At 49.3% G+C, this 16,644-nt stretch carries 14 protein-coding genes; 9 read left to right on the top strand and 5 right to left on the bottom strand.

The features are described 5' to 3' along the window. Nucleotides 1-40: 40 nt before the first annotated feature. From OGV80_RS03055 to OGV80_RS03040, 4 genes are read left to right on the top strand one after another with little or no spacing between them, the layout of a single operon-like run. Nucleotides 41-1,273, top strand: a complete 1,233-nt coding sequence (locus tag OGV80_RS03055) for an OmpG porin family protein (protein ID WP_422388594.1) — start codon at nt 41-43, stop codon at nt 1,271-1,273. A 14-nt stretch (nt 1,274-1,287) separates the two neighbouring features. Beyond that, on the top strand, nt 1,288-2,781 hold the full coding sequence (locus tag OGV80_RS03050) for a glycoside hydrolase family 32 protein (RefSeq protein WP_286513646.1): 1,494 nt from the start codon (nt 1,288-1,290) through the stop codon (nt 2,779-2,781). Between the two features lie 12 nt (nt 2,782-2,793). Continuing rightward, nucleotides 2,794-3,807: an OmpG porin family protein gene (locus OGV80_RS03045; RefSeq protein WP_286513644.1), complete on the top strand. Its 1,014-nt coding sequence runs from the start codon at nt 2,794-2,796 to the stop codon at nt 3,805-3,807. Between the two features lie 45 nt (nt 3,808-3,852). Then, nucleotides 3,853-4,803, top strand: a complete 951-nt coding sequence (locus OGV80_RS03040; protein ID WP_193144579.1) for a PfkB family carbohydrate kinase — start codon at nt 3,853-3,855, stop codon at nt 4,801-4,803. A 220-nt stretch (nt 4,804-5,023) separates the two neighbouring features. Here the strand turns inward: OGV80_RS03040 and OGV80_RS03035 are convergent, their stop codons facing one another. Then, complete coding sequence (locus OGV80_RS03035; protein WP_286513641.1) at nt 5,024-5,473, bottom strand: GNAT family N-acetyltransferase; 450 nt, start codon at nt 5,471-5,473, stop codon at nt 5,024-5,026. Nucleotides 5,474-5,599: 126 nt separating this feature from the next. Between OGV80_RS03035 and pdxR the strand changes: the two genes are divergently transcribed. Further along, the gene (gene pdxR / locus OGV80_RS03030; protein ID WP_286513638.1) at nt 5,600-7,069 is read left to right on the top strand and encodes a MocR-like pyridoxine biosynthesis transcription factor PdxR; all 1,470 of its coding nucleotides are present in this window, start codon (nt 5,600-5,602) and stop codon (nt 7,067-7,069) included. Nucleotides 7,070-7,259: 190 nt separating this feature from the next. Next, the gene (locus OGV80_RS03025) at nt 7,260-7,973 is read left to right on the top strand and encodes a GNAT family N-acetyltransferase (protein ID WP_286513635.1); all 714 of its coding nucleotides are present in this window, start codon (nt 7,260-7,262) and stop codon (nt 7,971-7,973) included. Between the two features lie 155 nt (nt 7,974-8,128). Here the strand turns inward: OGV80_RS03025 and OGV80_RS03020 are convergent, their stop codons facing one another. The 4 genes from OGV80_RS03020 to puuD form a co-directional block, all read right to left on the bottom strand. After that, entirely contained in the window at nt 8,129-9,409 is a 1,281-nt protein-coding gene (locus OGV80_RS03020; RefSeq protein WP_016155784.1) for an NAD(P)/FAD-dependent oxidoreductase, read from the bottom strand. Nucleotides 9,410-9,411: 2 nt separating this feature from the next. After that, nucleotides 9,412-10,899: an aldehyde dehydrogenase PuuC gene (puuC, locus tag OGV80_RS03015; protein ID WP_043015312.1), complete on the bottom strand. Its 1,488-nt coding sequence runs from the start codon at nt 10,897-10,899 to the stop codon at nt 9,412-9,414. A gap of 138 nt (nt 10,900-11,037) precedes the next feature. Beyond that, nucleotides 11,038-11,595: an HTH-type transcriptional regulator PuuR gene (gene puuR / locus OGV80_RS03010; protein ID WP_047413199.1), complete on the bottom strand. Its 558-nt coding sequence runs from the start codon at nt 11,593-11,595 to the stop codon at nt 11,038-11,040. A 25-nt stretch (nt 11,596-11,620) separates the two neighbouring features. Next, nucleotides 11,621-12,385 (bottom strand): gamma-glutamyl-gamma-aminobutyrate hydrolase, encoded by a 765-nt coding sequence (gene puuD, locus OGV80_RS03005; protein ID WP_043015313.1) that lies wholly within the window; start codon nt 12,383-12,385, stop codon nt 11,621-11,623. Between the two features lie 212 nt (nt 12,386-12,597). Between puuD and OGV80_RS03000 the strand changes: the two genes are divergently transcribed. The 3 genes from OGV80_RS03000 to OGV80_RS02990 all read left to right on the top strand — a co-directional run bounded on the left by OGV80_RS03000 (nt 12,598) and on the right by OGV80_RS02990 (nt 16,516). Further along, nucleotides 12,598-14,016 carry a glutamine synthetase family protein gene (locus tag OGV80_RS03000; RefSeq protein ID WP_043015314.1) on the top strand — a complete coding sequence of 473 codons (1,419 nt, stop codon included), beginning with the start codon at nt 12,598-12,600 and terminating at the stop codon, nt 14,014-14,016. Nucleotides 14,017-14,359: 343 nt separating this feature from the next. After that, a complete protein-coding gene (locus OGV80_RS02995; RefSeq protein WP_087053110.1) occupies nt 14,360-15,748 on the top strand; it encodes an APC family permease in 1,389 nt (462 codons plus the stop codon). A 177-nt stretch (nt 15,749-15,925) separates the two neighbouring features. Beyond that, nucleotides 15,926-16,516, top strand: coding sequence for a YiiX/YebB-like N1pC/P60 family cysteine hydrolase (locus tag OGV80_RS02990; RefSeq protein ID WP_051642623.1), 591 nt, complete (start codon nt 15,926-15,928; stop codon nt 16,514-16,516). The last annotated feature ends 128 nt before the right edge of the window (nt 16,517-16,644 follow it).

Raw genomic sequence — 16,644 nt, 5'->3', positions numbered from 1 at the left:
AATGGATGAAATATTAATGCCTCACTATCGCGTTTCTGCGATGAATATCAAAAGGCTTATTTTAAAACAGAAGATACTAGCCTGTGTTATAACGTCAGTCACAGCGTTTTCCGCTATCGCTGAGGATAATACAGAACAACCAGTTACTTATACAGGAAACTATCAAAGCTATTTTCTGGATGAATCTGAAACCAACGTAACGAGTACATCGCCAACAATTAAAGGTAATGAGCAAACGTCACGTAACGCTGTAGGTAAAACGGCGCTGCCAACGACGTCGTCCAAGCCTGCAACGTTATCCGCAGCAACTGAAAATAAAACCTATGAGGTGAATGCGAATAATAAAGGAGATTCCCCAGAAGATGTCAGTCTGTTGCGTTTAAGGCAGGAAGATCCTCCTGTTCACTGGAACAGTATTGGCCGCAATATGGAGGCTGGTGGTCTACACGGAAATATTGGAACTCAGATAGAGATTGATGATGTTCGTTGGAGCGATAATAAGAAAAATAGTGGCAAATTCAAACTTGCCACTATTCAGGCTTTTTTAAGGCACGACGAGCTACCCAATTGGTACTTTGGTTTCTGGAACGCCCGCGAGGATAGCTATAAAGGTCAATTTAGTAACCAGGATTACAAGGGCACAAATACGATCAATGAGTTTTTTGTCGGTCATATTTTTGAAACCTGGCGCGGTAATATCGGCACGGAGGTCATGGTTGGTTCAGAAACGGCAACTAAACGTTGGAAAAGCAGGTATAAAATCTGGCAAGACCTGCGACTGAGCAACAAATGGAGCCTGGCCGGTTACGCCTATGGTGAATACCAGCCGCAGGGCAACGAGCCGGGGAATGGCGATCTTGAGCAATATATTTTTGAAATCGAGCCTGCTATTCAATATCGCGTGAATCCCGATCTTGGTCTGTATTTGCGGCCCTATTATTACTATAACCGGCAGGAACGCGAGAGCTGGGGCGATATTGTAGAAGAAGAATGGAAGGTTACGGCTGGACTCTGGCGAAACTGGTATCCTCTGTTAACCTCCCTGTATTTAGGCTTCGGTCAGGACAAAATAGATAACGCCAGCAATGCTAAAGAAATTTTTTATGACGGTCGTTATAAATTCATTGGCGGTACCATCAGCTATCCAGTCTTTGGTGAAGTTCGATTATATGGTGAATTCAAAGCACAATTCACAAAAGAGTCCGGGCTCTGGACTTCTACCGGCCATTCGTGGAATCCCTTTACCGTGGTTGGCGTGAATTATAACTTCTGATATTCAGGTGTGATATGAAAAAAATAATATTAGTGGTATCTGCCGCTCTGTTGGCGCTTTCGCTTATCAATATGCCAGCCTGGTCGCAGCCGTCTAAAGAAACATTACACAATAAAAGTATTAGCTATGTTAATAATTTTTTTCCGCGGGTAGAAGGTTCTTTTATTGGTGACCCAATGCCTGTTTATAATGATGGTGAATTTGATATTTTTTATCTTAATGATGTGCGCGGTGGTAGCGATTTGGGGGTCCATGCTATTCATTTGCTATCGAGTACCAATTTATATAACTATCAGAACCATTCCGAAGTGATTCCTTACGTTAATGACGTTGACGACCCTGAACTATTATTAGGAACCGGTTCGATTGTGAAAGTTGGCGATACCTGGCATGCCTGGTATACCGCGCACAATGAAAATGTGTTTCCGGTTGAGTCTATTATGCACGCGACCAGTAAAGACCGTCTTCACTGGGTGAAACATCCACAAGATACGATCCTGCCAGGCGATAATTATCGCGGGAATGACTTCCGGGATCCTCATGTTGTTTGGGTCGAAGAAAAGAAAGAGTACTGGATGTTAATTACTACCCGTCGCGACGGGCGCGGTGTCATTGCCCGGTACAGTTCAACCGATTTGAAGAACTGGGAAGACCGTGGTGTATTTTTTGATAATGACACGATTACCAGTAACTCTAACCTCGAATGTCCGACACTGGTTTTCTTTAACGGACGTTGGTATCTCAGCTTTAGCGACCAATGGCCGCTACGCTTGACCCAGTACCGGGTTGCGGATAATCCTGATGGGCCGTGGCGAAAGATGGACAATTATGCGGTCGATGGCTCGGGGTTTTATGCGGGAAAACTGGCGCTTAAAAACGATCGTCTGTTTGTTTTTGGTTGGATCCCAACCAAGGCAGGAAGCAGTGACAGTGGCAACATTGATTGGGCTGGAAATTTGGTTGTTCATGAGCTCATCGCGGATGAGCAGGGGCAGCTCAAAAGCATCCTCTCGCAGGAACTTCAGACAGTCATTAATGACAACCCCGGTCCGGTGACCACCTTAAAAAGCGGTAAAATGCTAAAAACAGCAACACAGTTTGGTCCATTACAATCTGCGGTATACCCACCGCTGCCCAAACGAGGTGAGTTAAGTGCAACGATAGATATCCCCTCTGCCGGAATGGTGATGAGTTTTGGTCTGATTGACGACAGGGTGAGCGACGCAAAGCTCAACGTTGTGTTCAATAAGAGCAAAGGCAAGGTCTATTTTTTCAATGCACCACTTGCCTCTATTCATCAGGCGAACGCGGAGTCATGGGTAAATGTTCCTCTTGATGAGAAAATAGAGTTACGTGTTTTGCTTCAAGACTCAGTTGCTGTTTTTTATATAAATAACAAAGCCGCATTCAGTACCCGAATGTATTCCATGCCGGAGAAACCATGGAGTATTAGCCTGCCGCAAAATGATAATTTTCACGCCACATTGAAAATAAAAGAAATAATATAACGAGATATTACTATGAAAAACTATCATGCCCTGTCTGTTATTTTTGTTCTTCTGTTTCCGTCGCTGGCGAATGCGAGCATGAGCATCATGAAGGAGGCATCGGGAAAAGTTATTGCTGTGGATCCATGGTCTTATCTGGATGAAGACGTGATGTGGACCTCAACCCGTTCCTCCAACCCCGCCGGTGGTCGTGTTCATGGTCAACTGAAAATGAAATATGCCATTGAGGACAATAACTGGCGTAACAGCCATTTCCACAGCGGAAATGATTCACTGACATTTGTACAAGGGGTGATGCGCCATGATGCGTTACCCGGCTGGTATTTAGCATTTTCTGAAGGTAGAACCACCAACTATAACGGGACATGGGAGGATCAAACATACCTCAGCCAAAATCAGTGGACTCAGTTGATTATCGGCCATGAATATTTCTACAAGCGTCTACGCTATGGCTGGGACGTCATGGGAGGAAGTTCTTCCATCGAGGATCGGTGGCAGGGACGTATCAAATTCTTTACCGATCTGCGTGTTACGGACAGCTTCTCATTCTTTAATTACCTGTATCAGCAGATTGACCATCGTCGTAATGGGGGGGCACAAAATGATCGGGATATACGTTCTTTTCAGATTGAACCTGGCGTTCAATACATTATTAACAATACCACCGGAGTTTGGTTCCGCCAGCAATTCGCTTCTGCAATTTTAGACCGCGCGCAATGGGGGGATATTGATGAAAAAAGTTGGACAACATCAGTCGGCGTCTGGCGTAACTGGGGTAAATTATCTACAACATTTAGCGGTGGATATGGGCATTATAAGAAAAATAATGCGCGGGATGAAGATGGAGAGGTATTCCAGAATACCCGTAACCGTTTTCTGAAATTGTCAGCAAATTATCCATTGACCTCTCGGTTTACGGTGTCCGGGGAGATTACCGGTTCGTTAATAAACCAGAGTGGCAGTTGGGTCACTAATGGTGATGCCATAACGACCGACTATAAGCTGATGCTGGATTATAACTTTTAACAGTCACGTTTAAATAAATGCGTTAATTATTGTTGAGGAAATACCATGAATATCTGGACGCTTGGCGATGCGGTGGTGGATCTTTTACCGCTTGCAGACATGCAATATCAAGCTTGTGCAGGAGGAGCGCCATTCAATGTGGCAATTGGTACTGCGCGTTTAGACAGACAAAGTGGTTTTATTGGCCGGGTTGGTGATGACGATTTTGGCCATTTTCTGAAAAAAACATTGTTCGATGCAGGCGTCTCAACCACAAGCCTTCAGTTGGATAATCAGCACCAAACCAGTACGGTGCTGGTCTCGCTGGGTAACGGCGGAGAACGCGGATTTACATTTTTAACTAATCCCTCCGCGGATCAATATTTAACACCCGCTGCGCTTCCAGACTTCAGCGACGATATTCTGCACTTCTGTTCCCTGGCTCTGGTTGCCGAGACTTGCCGTGATACATTGGCTACCGCAATCTGTCAGGTTAAGAAATGCGGCGGATTACTGAGTTTCGATGTGAATTTACGCGAACAAATGTGGCCTGATAAATATGAAATGCTCAAGGTGGTGCGCCAGTATTCTTCACAGGCTGACATTCTTAAGCTTTCAGAAGAAGAGTGGTACTGGATGACGGGTACACACGATTTTGCCCATGCGCTCGACGGCCTTAAAGCGCTTCCTGCACAATTGAAAGTTGTGACCTACGGAGCGCAAGGCGCAATGGTGCTTTGGCAGGATAATGTGATCCATTTCAACGGCTATACCGTCGATAGCATTGATACAACTGGGGCAGGGGATGCTTTTGTCGCCGGTTTGCTGGCATGGCTGGCAGACAACCGGATGCCAGAGTCCGTTGAGCAGCTCCACCAGGCTATCGCCTGGGCCAGTGGCTGCGGTGCGCTCGCGACAACCCGCAAAGGCGCACTGACCGCACTGCCGGACAGTGAAACACTGAATGCCTTTATTACACAAAGTCATCTACCGGACTACGAAATAAAAGACGTTTAAGCATAATAACGGCGAGTTTAATAATTTTAACTCTCTATGATCTTTGTGAATGTCCCCGCATCCATCATCGGATGGCGGGGATTTTTACTTTATTTTTGCCATACCGGCTCTTTACCTTTTTGATGCTTGATAGATACATCCTCTGAGTATATCTACTCAGAGGCTAATCTTTTATTTTTTAGTATTGAATAATTAATATTTGTCCTGAGTATTACTTTCCTCACATACGATATTCGATCATCCCGCTCTTTTTGGCAACCCAGTCATACAGTCGTTGTCCACGCAGGTTAGTTTCATGCGTGTGCCAGTATAATCTTGACGCGTGGTGATTCTGTGCTTGCTGTTGAACATACTCGATAAGTTGTTTCCCGATATGTTGACCACGAACCTCTTCACTAACAAATAGATCTTCGAGATAGCAATAATTTGATTCTGCCCAGGTTGAGCGGTGAAAGAGATAATGCACCAGACCCACTATTTTGCCATCATATTTCGCGACGGCACAATAAAGAGGTTCACTCGGCGTAAGGAAACGCTCCCATGTTAATTTTGTTACTTCATCTGAAATTTTAGTACGATAAAATGTTTGGTAATTTATCCATAAAGGAAGCCAGTTGTCGTAGTCTTGCTGTTTTGCGGCTTCAATAGTAATACTGTTTTTGTTGTTCATATATCTCTCCTGATATTTTATAAGAATAATGTGTTAGGATGATGATCCTAAGATTTTTATAAATTATCGTAAAGAGACACTTTTCATCTATTGATAGGATCCACTTTTAGCGTAAAGGTTAATACAATGAAAAAAAATAATGCACCTTTATTTCAAGGATTTGTTTTAGGAAAAGGTGTCGTGAAAGAACAAGTCTACCACACTCTTCGTGATCACATTCTTGCAGGCCGATTACCAGCAGGAACGAAGATGCCTTCAACCCGGGCGTTGTCCGAGATGATGTCAATTTCACGAAACTCAGTGATTGCCGGTTATGACCGGCTATTAGATGAAGGGTATATCCTGACCCGCAAAGGGTCTGGAACGTATGTCGCACACAATATTCCGGATCGGAGTATCAGCAATAGCTACCCAAATGTGCAGTCGGGGGGCGTCGTCGCGCCTGATGAACAGGTTCACAGCCGAGATAATCCTGTTCACGATTTATGGTCAAATGAGTATGAAGGGCGCGGCATGAACCGTCTATTCGCGGTTGGCGTTGGCTGTACGGATCTCTTCCCGCATGCATTATGGGGAAAGCTACTGCAACGGGTCTGGAGACAATCCCGACATCAACTGGGGGCTCATACTCATCCTTGCGGATACCTTCCTTTGAGAAAAGCAGTTTGCCACTACATTAAAACAACGCGTGGAGTGAACTGTAACGAAGAACAGATAATCATCGTAAATGGTATTCAACAGGCATTGAACATCACTGCACGAGCGCTGCTGTCGACAGGAAATGAGGTTTGGCTGGATGACCCGGGTTACAAAGGCGCCCGAGGGGCTTTTATGTCTGTTGGCGCAATGGTGAGGCCGGTACCGGTAGATAGCGAAGGAATGAACGTCCGCTATGGTATTGATCATTTTCCTGACGCTAAGCTCGCCTACGTTGTTCCGTCGGATCAATACCCTTTAAGTGGAGCGTTAAGTTTCTCCCGGCGTTTTGAGTTGCTGGAATGGGCGAGGTCTAACCGGGCATGGATATTTGAAGATGATTATAATAGTGAATTCCGTTATGCCGATCGTTCTTTACAAGCATTGCAGGGATTAGATCAGAACCAACGGGTAATTTATGCCGGAACGTTTTCTAAAATGATGTATCCAGAGTTTCGTTTAGGTTTTTTAGTTGTCCCGCCAGGCTTACAAGAACAGATTATGGTGACGAAATATTTTACCGATCTCGGTACCAGCTATCTTGAGCAGGCAGTGATGGCCAATTTTATTGGGGATGGACATTATGCCAGCCATGTGCGTCGAATTCGCAAGGCGTGTTATGAAAGAAGAACTGTGCTGGTCAACGCCATTCACCAATATCTGGCTGATAAAATGATTGTCCAACCTTCGGACTCTGGGGTTCATATTGTGTGCTGGCTTCAAAACGGATTGACCGGAAATGAAGTCGAGGAGAAAGCCAGAGCTCTCGGAATGGGGATACTATCACTGAGTCGTTATTATCAGGGAGATGTCTCGCGACAGGGAATTTTGATTGGTTTTGCTAATCATCCTTCTGAAGCAATTATTGATGGAATACGCCGTCTGGCTCAGGTTATTTAAATTATAGTGTATTCGGCTCTTATCATTAATGCTGTCGTGCGCTTTTTTGACTACGCCTAAAATATGATGTCTGTTTTTTGCACAATGAAATACTGTGGATCCGTAAAAAACACGCATTGTGGTTCTTTTGGTCGGGTTGGTTTGATCATATTCTGCGCGGGTTTAGTCCTGTTTTGTAAGAGGTGTGGATATGTCGGGCAGCTTTAATCAATTCCATCAACCCGTAGGTCAGTCTTTGTCTGACTGGAAAGGTGCTCCCTTTCCACTGGTTCAGCAAATGGCAGGTCGCTATTGCAAGCTTGAACGTATTAACGCCGAACGCCATGCAAAGGATCTTTATGAAGCGTACGGCGAAGCAAGCGATAATCGTGACTGGACATATCTGCCAGTTGGGCCTTTTGAAACATTTGATGTCTTCCTGGTTTATGTAAAAAAGATGGAAGAACAGACAGATCCAATGCATTTTGCTGTGATCGATTTAGTCAGTATGAAGCCTGTTGGTACGTTTGCACTGATGCGTATTGATCCCGTAAATGGTGTGATTGAGGTAGGGCATGTTTCTTACTCCGTTCGCATAAAGCGCACGCGAATTTCAACGGAAGTCATATCCTTGCTTTTAAAGTACGTTTTTGAGGATCTGGGCTATCGCCGTTTTGAATGGAAATGTGATGCCCTCAATGCGCCTTCCCGTAGGGCAGCAGAGCGCTTTGGCTTCAGTTTTGAAGGTATATTTCGGCAGGCTATCGTTACCCGCGGACGAAATCGTGATACCGCATGGTACTCAATCATTGACGGCGAGTACCCGATACTCCGTCCTGCCTACGATTTGTGGCTCGATGAGGGTAATTTCGATAGCCAGGGACGGCAGATTAAACGTCTTGGGGAACTGATGGAAAGGGGATAAAAGGCTCCCCGAATAAACGGGGTGATTTTGGCGGTGAAGATCACGCTGGCCAGGGTCAGTGAAGCGCACAAAAATCGCCACTGTTTTTCGCTTCCCAGGAATAAAAAAACGCACAGGGGGGACCGCCCTGTGCGTCGGGTTTATCGCGGAAGAACTTAAACCCCAAGGCGATCGCGTAAGCTGTAGTATGCCGCCCCCATGGCGGTAAACGGAATGCGCAGGCTGCGGCCTCCCGGGAACGGGTAGTGCGGCAATTTGGCGAACGCGTCAAAGCGCTCGGCGTCCCCGCGCAGCAGTTCCGAAATCAGCCGTCCTGCCAGGTGGGTACAGGTCACGCCGTGACCGCTGTAGCCCTGCATATAGTAGATGTTGGTATCAAGACGCCCGAACTGCGGCATGCGAGACAGCGTTAACAGGAAATTACCGGTCCAGCGGTAATCAATTTTTACCCCCTGCAATTGCGGGAAGGTCTTCAGCAGTTTCGGCATCACCAGACGCTCAATATCGTCCGGATCGCGAGCGCCGTAGACTACGCCACCGCCGTACAGCAGGCGGTTATCGCCGGTCAGACGGTAGTAATCCAGCAGGTAGTTACAATCTTCCACACAGTAGTTTTTCGGGATTAGCGAGCGCGCCATCTCCGCAGACAGCGGTTCGGTGGTTAACACCTGCGTGCCGCACGGCATGCTGCTTTTTGCCAGCGCAGGCTCCAGTTTGTCACCGAGGTAGGCATTGCCCGCGACGATCACAAAGCGTGCCGTCACCTGACCTTTTTCCGTGCTGACCACCGCCGGGCTGGTGTGCTGAATTCGGGTAACCGGCGACTGTTCGAAGACGCGTCCGCCGTTCAGACGAATGGCGTTAGCTTCGCCAATCGCCAGGTTCAGCGGATGAATATGGCCACCGCTGTGGTCAAGCAGCGCGCCGACATAACGATCGCTGCTGACTTCGCGGCGAATTTCGCTGCTGTCTAATAGCTCAAGCTGCGTGTTGCCGTAGCGTTCCCAGTTCGACTTCTGTTCTTCCAGCGTTTCCATCTGTTTGTGGTTCAGCGCCACAAACAGCCCACCGGGACGATAATCGCATTCGATCTGATAACGCTTGATGCGTTCGCGGATGATATTGCCGCCTTCAAACATCATGCTGCCAAGCATTTTGGCAGCATCCGGGCCGTAGGTGCGTTCGATGACGTCGATATCGCGACTGTAAGAGTTAACCAACTGACCGCCGTTGCGTCCGCTGGCCCCAAAGCCAATCCGCGCGGATTCCAGTAACACCACGTCGTAACCCATCTCGGCTAAGTGCAAGGCTGAGGAGAGGCCGGTATAGCCACCGCCCACGACGCAAACATCACAGCTCACCGATTCGCTGAGGGTGGGAAACGGTTCGTACTGATTGGCGCTTGCGGCGTAATAACTGCTGGTATGTTCAGTCATGATTAAGACTCCAGGGAGATCCAGATGGTTTTCAGTTCGCTAAATTTTTCCAGCGCATGCAGGGACTTATCGCGCCCGTTACCGCTTTGCTTATAGCCGCCGAACGGCACGGTCATATCACCGTCGTTGTAGTTATTCACGAAGACCGAACCGGCCTTCAGGCGCCGGCTCATACGGTGGGCGCGCGACAAATCGCGGGTCCAGACCGCAGCGCCCAGGCCGTAGTCACTGTCGTTGGCCAGCGCCAGGGCTTCGGCTTCGCTGCTAAAACGGGTAACGACCAGTACCGGACCGAAGATCTCATCGCGGCTGACGTGGGTTTGCGGCGAGGTATCGACAAAAATAGTCGGGCCGATAGCCGCCGGATGTACGTGGCTGCGGCCATCCAGCGCCAGCGTGCCTTGCGCTTCACCGTCGCGAATAAAACCGTGCACGGTGTCGGCATGCGCGTTGTCGATAAGCGTGCCCATCGTGGTTTCCGGATCCAGTGGGTTGCCGGGCTGCCAGTTTTTCGCCTGCTCTTTCAGCAGCGCGATGAACTCATCGGCAATACTCTCTTCCAGCAGCAGACGCGTACCGGCGATACAGACCTGACCCTGGTTATAGAAGATACCTGCCGCAGCATTCGCGGCGGCTTTCGGTAGATCCGGACAGTCGGCAAACACGATGTTGGCGCTTTTACCTCCGGCCTCCAGCCAGACGCGTTTCATATTGCTGTCGCCAGCGTCTTTGAGCAGTTGCTTGCCGGTACGGGTCGAGCCGGTAAAGGTGATCACATCGACATCCGGATGCAGCGACAACGCCTGGCCCGCTTCGTGACCATAGCCGCTAACAACGCTGAGAACGCCATCGGGCAAACCCGCTTTTTTAGCCAGCGCAGCAAGGCGAATGGCGGTCAGCGGTGATTTTTCGGAAGGTTTGAGGATCACGCTATTGCCCGCAGCCAGTGCCGGGCCAAGTTTCCAGCAGGCCAGCAGCAGGGGAAAATTCCACGGGACGATAGCCGCAATCACACCCACCGGTTCGCGCACAATCAGCGCCAGATCGTTCACCGAGGTGGTGGCAACTTCGCCATAGACTTTATCTATCGCCTCGGCGTACCAACGGATGGCACGTGCGGCGCCTGGAATATCATCACGCAGGCTATGGCGAATCGGTTTACCGGTATCGAGTGTTTCCAGTAGCGCCAGTTCCTCGTGATGCTGCTCCATTAAATCGGCGAGTTTGTGCAGTACCGCTTTGCGCTCCGTGGGTGAGGCTTGCGACCAGTCCCCGCGTTCAAATACGGTACGGGCTGCGGTGACCGCGCGGTCCACATCCGCTTTTTTACCGCGGGAGACTTTAGCCAGTGGACGTTGTCCTGCCGGATCCAGCGTAATAAAGGTTTCGTTATCAGCGGCGGTACAATATTCGCCGTTAATAAATAAACGGGTTTCCGGCGAATAATGGCTGGCTTTATCACGCCAATATTTAAGATTCTGAAAGTTCATAGCTACTCCTTTTATATCAATAAGATAAAGTTCGTTGCTGATCTTTTTCAGGCAAAATCAGGCTGCACGATGCCCCAGGGATGTACCCTGTTAATGCGCGTTACTTAAGAAGGCCTGAGAAACTCAGGCCGCTACTTATTAGAAAGTGGTGGGAGTGTGGGCACTGATGATGCGGCAGATCCCTGCCGAGGTGTTGCTGAAACTATGAGGTATGCCGGTGTTTATGGCATAACTTTGTCCTGCAACCAGAGGATACGTTTGACCATTGACGGTCAGTATCACTTCACCTTCCAGTATTGTGCCAATCTCTTCACCCTGGTGTTTAATTCTCTCCCCGGTTGTCGTGCCTGGCTGATAGGTTTCAAACATCATTGCCAGCGTACGATTCGGATTTCCGTTGTGTACCAGCTTCATGGATACTCCCTGACTCCCGATCTCAATCAAATCTTCCTGATTGATAACCACCTGCGGTTCGTCAGGCTTTTCCGGTTCCGCGAAGAACTCGGAGAGCGACAGCCCATATACTTTCAATAGCTTTTGCAGCGTACTGATGGCAGGACTGACTTTATCCTGCTCTATGGTGCTGATGGCGCTATGCGTTAACCCAGACAGTTCGGCGGCACGACGCTGCGAAAGACCCAATTGCTGGCGGATCTCTGACAAACGTTTACCCGGCGCCAGGCCGTCATCGCTCATAATTGCATTTCCTTAACAGTAGTGGTCAGAGTCGCTGTTTTTCAGCGAGGTGGTTCTGACAAGCGGTGATAAAACCTTCAAGTAACAAACGCGACAGGGCGTATTCGCTACTGTTCCATTCCGGGTGCCACTGCACGCCGAGCGCGAAAGGATGGTCATGGACGCTGGCAGCTTCCACTAATCCATCCTGCGAGCGTGCTTCCACGCGCAGCTGCGGGCCAAGTGTTTTTGCGCCCTGACCATGCAGGGAGTTAACCCAAAACGTGCTGCAACCTGGTATTAACTGAGATAGCAATCCTCCCTGTTGAACCTGAACTTCATGAGATGGTGCATATTGCTGCTCCACCGGGAGTTCTGCATCTTCACGATGTTCCAGGAACTGTGAGTGATCGCACAGGCGACGATACAGAGTCCCGCCAGTGGCGACAACTAATTCCTGTAAGCCCCGGCAGATGGCGAAAATGGGAATGCGCCTTTCGAGCCCGGCGGTAATTAGCGCCATGCTCAGAAGATCACGCCCGGGATCGGCGTCAGACTCATCGCCATTTTCACCATAGAGGTGCGGCTGCACATTGCTTGGGCTTCCTGGCAGGAAGATACCATCCAGTTTCGGTAACAGTGCGTTTAGCAATTCGGGTTCCGCGAGCGCATGGGGAAGCGCTATCGGTAATCCACCGGCATTTAATACCGCATTCAGGTACTTTTCTTGCAGAGTCTGGGTCTGGTGACCCTTAAGCCTGTTCCTGCACATCACGACACCAATAACTGGCTTGTCAAATATATTGCCCATGATCGACCTCACGTTTTGGAATAAATTATTGCCAAACGGTTCCTTGTTGCGCCATTCCGTTCATTATTTTCTCAATCTAGCAGCGGAATAACCTTCTAGCAAACTTAATTTAACATTTGGCAAACAATTTGTTTGCATCCAGAGTCGAAGAGTGGACATTATATTTAACAGTCAAATCACAGAACAGCTTACCAGGCCAACGGCGGTGAATCATGGAAACCAATATCGTAGAAGTTGAGAATTTTGTTCAGCATTCTGAAGAGAGACGAAGTAGCGCGTTTGCGCGTGAAGTTAAACAGTATCTGGAACGGTATCCCAATACGCAGTATGTGGATGTGCTGTTAACCGACCTTAATGGCTGTTTTCGCGGTAAGCGCCTTCCGGTTGCAGGATTACATAAGTTAGAGAAAGGCTGCTATTTCCCGGCATCCGTTTTCGCGATGGATATTCTTGGCAATGTGGTCGAAGAGGCGGGATTAGGCCAGGAGCTTGGCGAACCGGATCGGACCTGTGTTCCGGTGGCCGGCACGTTAACCCCTTCGGCCGCCGATCCGGAGTTTATTGCGCAGATGATGCTGACGATGCTGGATGAAGATGGCGCTCCCTTTGACGTTGAGCCGCGGAACGTACTTAACCGACTCTGGCAGAAACTACGCCAGCGCGGTCTGTTCCCCGTCGTAGCGGTAGAGCTGGAGTTCTATTTACTCGATCGTAAGCGCGATCCCGAAGGTTATCTGCAGCCGCCGTGCGCGCCGGGAACGGACGATCGTAATACCCAAAGTCAGGTTTACTCTGTTGATAACCTGAACCACTTTGCAGATGTGCTCAACGATATCGATGAACTGGCCCGTTTGCAGCTGATCCCGGCAGACGGCGCGGTAGCTGAAGCATCCCCGGGGCAGTTTGAAATCAATCTCTACCATACCGATAACGTACTCGACGCCTGCGACGACGCGCTGGCGCTGAAACGCCTGGTACGGCTGGTGGCAGAAAAACACAAGATGCATGCCACGTTTATGGCAAAGCCTTATGAGGAGCATGCCGGTAGCGGGATGCATATCCACATCAGCATTATGAATAACAAAGGCGAGAACGTGCTGGCAGATGCGAATGGCGATGATTCCGCATTACTTAAGCGTGCGCTTGCCGGGATGATTGATCTGATGCCCGCGTCAATGGCGCTGCTGGCGCCGAACGTGAACTCTTATCGCCGTTTCCAGCCGGGGATGTATGTTCCGACCCAGGCTTCCTGGGGGCACAACAACCGTACGGTGGCGCTGCGTATTCCCTGCGGCGATCGTGATAACCATCGGGTTGAATATCGCGTGGCGGGGGCGGATGCTAACCCGTACCTGGTGATGTCGACCATTCTGGCGGGGATCCTCCACGGTCTGGATAACGAACTGCCGTTGCAGGATGAGGTGGAAGGCAACGGACTGGAGCAGGAAGGGCTGCCGTTTCCTATCCGCCAGAGCGATGCGCTGTGGGAGTTCATGCAAAATGACAATCTGCGTGAATTGCTCGGGGAGCGTTTTAGCCATGTGTATCACGCCTGTAAAAACGATGAGCTGATCCAGTTTGAACGCCTGATAACCGACACCGAAATTGAGTGGATGCTGAAAAACGCCTGACCGTTGTACAGGTCATTGAAAAAGAAGTCGCATCATGCGGGCTGAGCGGAGCCAGCCCGTAAAAATTGCAGGAATACCTGCCATTTCCCGGATGTCGCGTAATGGAGCGCGGGCGACAACGGGTCTTCAGATAACCGACAGAGTTTGTGACGAGGAAATGTGATGATGCCAATGTTTAAAAACCCGCCCCGCGTGAGCATCCATGGCTCCCGCAGTAAGTACGGACCGCTCCTGTGCGGTGCAACATTGACGCCTTTCTTATGGCTCTCCTCCCCGACACGACCCAGGTCTGCTGTACCCACGTTTCGAACGCAGATCAGGTCTCGTCGCGGGGAGGAAAGCTATGTCGACTAATCCTTCTGCGGATCATGCTGCCCAGCCGGGCAAAGCACAGCTGCGAAAATCCCTGAAGCTGTGGCAGGTGGTGGTGATGGGGCTGGCCTATCTCACGCCGATGACGGTGTTTGACACCTTTGGCATTGTTTCGGGTATCAGCAACGGCCATGTTCCGGCCTCTTATCTGCTGGCCCTGGCGGGAGTACTGTTTACCGCCATCAGTTATGGGAAGCTGGTGCGCCAGTTTCCACAAGCCGGTTCGGCCTATACCTACGCGCAAAAAGCGATTAATCCGCATGTGGGGTTTATGGTTGGCTGGTCGTCACTGCTTGACTATCTTTTCCTGCCGATGATTAACGTCCTACTGGCGAAAATTTACCTTTCTGCGCTGTTCCCGGGGGTTGCGCCATGGATTTGGGTAGTGATGTTCGTGGCGATCCTCACCGCGGCCAATTTGAAAAGCGTTAACCTGGTGGCGAACTTTAATGCGCTGTTTGTCCTGGTACAGGTGGCGATAATCGTGGTGTTCATTTTCCTCGTGGTACAGGGGCTGCACAAAGGCGAGGGGGTAGGGACCGTCTGGTCGCTGCAACCGTTTATCAGCCAGAATGCGCATTTGATCCCGATTATCACCGGGGCGACCATTGTCTGTTTCTCGTTTCTCGGTTTTGATGCGGTAACGACGCTCTCTGAAGAGACGCCGGATGCCGCACGTACCATCCCAAAAGCTATTTTCCTCACCGCGCTTTACGGCGGACTGATCTTCATTGCCGCTTCGTTCTTTATGCAGTTGTTCTTTCCGGACATTAGCCGATTTAAAGACCCGGATGCGGCGCTGCCGGAGATTGCGTTGTACGTCGGCGGTAAACTATTCCAGTCAATTTTCCTGTGTACCACCTTTGTGAATACGCTGGCGTCAGGTCTGGCGTCGCATGCCAGTGTTTCGCGTCTGCTGTACGTGATGGGCCGCGATAATGTCTTCCCGGAGAAGTACTTTGGCTATGTTCATCCGAAATGGCGTACACCCGCGCTGAACGTCATTATGGTCGGGATTGTGGCGCTGTCGGCCCTGTTTTTTGATTTGGTGACCGCTACGGCGTTGATTAATTTTGGCGCGCTGGTGGCCTTTACGTTCGTTAATCTCTCCGTGTTTAACCACTTCTGGCGTCGTGAAGGACGCAAGCATACCTGGCAAGAGAAGCTGCATTATCTGGTATTGCCGATGGTCGGTGCCGCCACCGTTGCCGTACTGTGGGTGAATCTGGAGGTGACATCGTTGACGCTGGGACTGGTATGGGCCGGGTTAGGGTTGGTGTATCTCGCCTGGCTGACCGGACGTTTTCGCAAACCGCCGCCGCAGTTTGATGCCGCGAAATCTGAGCGGGCCTGGGAGTGATGGGGAATAAATCAGACGACGAACCACATTTCTATTTCGGGTATTAACAACAGGGCGTGCCGTCAAGGGCGCCCTCGGCCGTAAAAAGAGATCCGGTATCGTTATTTCGTCGTAGAGAGATATAGCAGCAGGTTGGATAAACTTTTAATACCATCCTTTTTTCTCTTCGAGGTTCACATGCCAAATCATATTGATTTAGCACAAGTCAAAGCGATGAAAGTGGTTAATTATGCCACGTTGCGTGAAACGTTAAAATCAGGTGACCTTTTTTTCGCCTCCGGAGACTACCTGGTATCAAAAGCAATTGAAAAGATGACTGATTCACCATGGAGCCATGTGGGGATTGTTTTTGTTTTACCGCAAATAGATCGCGTGTTGCTCCTGGAAAGCGTGGAAGATATGGGGGTACGACTTGCTCCATTATCAAAATATCTATCTGATTATGATGATATTGGGAAACCTTACAAAGGCCGGGTTGTTCTCGCCAGGTATGATGCGTTGTCTAAGTCTGCCGTTGAGCAAGTAGCCGCTTTTGGTCTTAATGAACTAACCCGTCCATATGATAAAGAAGAAATAGCACGCATCCTTGCGAGGATAGCACTTGGGAAGGGAAAATCGAAAAAGGACAGGGAATACATCTGCTCCGAACTCGTCTACGCTTGCTTCAACAATGCCGGAATTAGCATTGCATATAATCCGAAAGGATTTATTAGCCCTGAGGATGTATGGCAGGATTCTCATATTTCTTTGATAAACAGAATATTGTAAAGGCCGCCATTATTCAGAATAGTATCTAATACTGGTGCAATCACGGCATCATTATAGAGATTAAAATGGGTTCAGCCGGCGGTGAATCATCACATGCCTGTATCTGATGGAGGGACAAGGATAACTAC

Origin of the sequence: Citrobacter sp. Ce119, assembly GCF_030334525.1 — a bacterium.
Taxonomy (GTDB): Bacteria; Pseudomonadota; Gammaproteobacteria; order Enterobacterales; family Enterobacteriaceae; genus Citrobacter; species Citrobacter europaeus.
Note: the sequence above shows the minus strand (reverse complement) of the source record. Positions and strands in the feature narration are given on the sequence as shown.

Excerpts from the sequence above, each read along its gene's own strand:
- OGV80_RS03055 (WP_422388594.1), top strand. The coding sequence starts at position 41 with ATGAATATCAAAAGGCTTATTTTAAAACAGAAGATACTAGCCTGTGTT.
- OGV80_RS03050 (WP_286513646.1), top strand. The coding sequence starts at position 1,288 with ATGAAAAAAATAATATTAGTGGTATCTGCCGCTCTGTTGGCGCTTTCG.
- OGV80_RS03045 (WP_286513644.1), top strand. The coding sequence starts at position 2,794 with ATGAAAAACTATCATGCCCTGTCTGTTATTTTTGTTCTTCTGTTTCCG.
- OGV80_RS03040 (WP_193144579.1), top strand. The coding sequence starts at position 3,853 with ATGAATATCTGGACGCTTGGCGATGCGGTGGTGGATCTTTTACCGCTT.
- OGV80_RS03035 (WP_286513641.1), bottom strand. The coding sequence starts at position 5,473 with ATGAACAACAAAAACAGTATTACTATTGAAGCCGCAAAACAGCAAGAC.
- pdxR (WP_286513638.1), top strand. The coding sequence starts at position 5,600 with ATGAAAAAAAATAATGCACCTTTATTTCAAGGATTTGTTTTAGGAAAA.
- OGV80_RS03025 (WP_286513635.1), top strand. The coding sequence starts at position 7,260 with ATGTCGGGCAGCTTTAATCAATTCCATCAACCCGTAGGTCAGTCTTTG.
- OGV80_RS03020 (WP_016155784.1), bottom strand. The coding sequence starts at position 9,409 with ATGACTGAACATACCAGCAGTTATTACGCCGCAAGCGCCAATCAGTAC.
- puuC (WP_043015312.1), bottom strand. The coding sequence starts at position 10,899 with ATGAACTTTCAGAATCTTAAATATTGGCGTGATAAAGCCAGCCATTAT.
- puuR (WP_047413199.1), bottom strand. The coding sequence starts at position 11,595 with ATGAGCGATGACGGCCTGGCGCCGGGTAAACGTTTGTCAGAGATCCGC.
- puuD (WP_043015313.1), bottom strand. The coding sequence starts at position 12,385 with ATGGGCAATATATTTGACAAGCCAGTTATTGGTGTCGTGATGTGCAGG.
- OGV80_RS03000 (WP_043015314.1), top strand. The coding sequence starts at position 12,598 with ATGGAAACCAATATCGTAGAAGTTGAGAATTTTGTTCAGCATTCTGAA.
- OGV80_RS02995 (WP_087053110.1), top strand. The coding sequence starts at position 14,360 with ATGTCGACTAATCCTTCTGCGGATCATGCTGCCCAGCCGGGCAAAGCA.
- OGV80_RS02990 (WP_051642623.1), top strand. The coding sequence starts at position 15,926 with ATGCCAAATCATATTGATTTAGCACAAGTCAAAGCGATGAAAGTGGTT.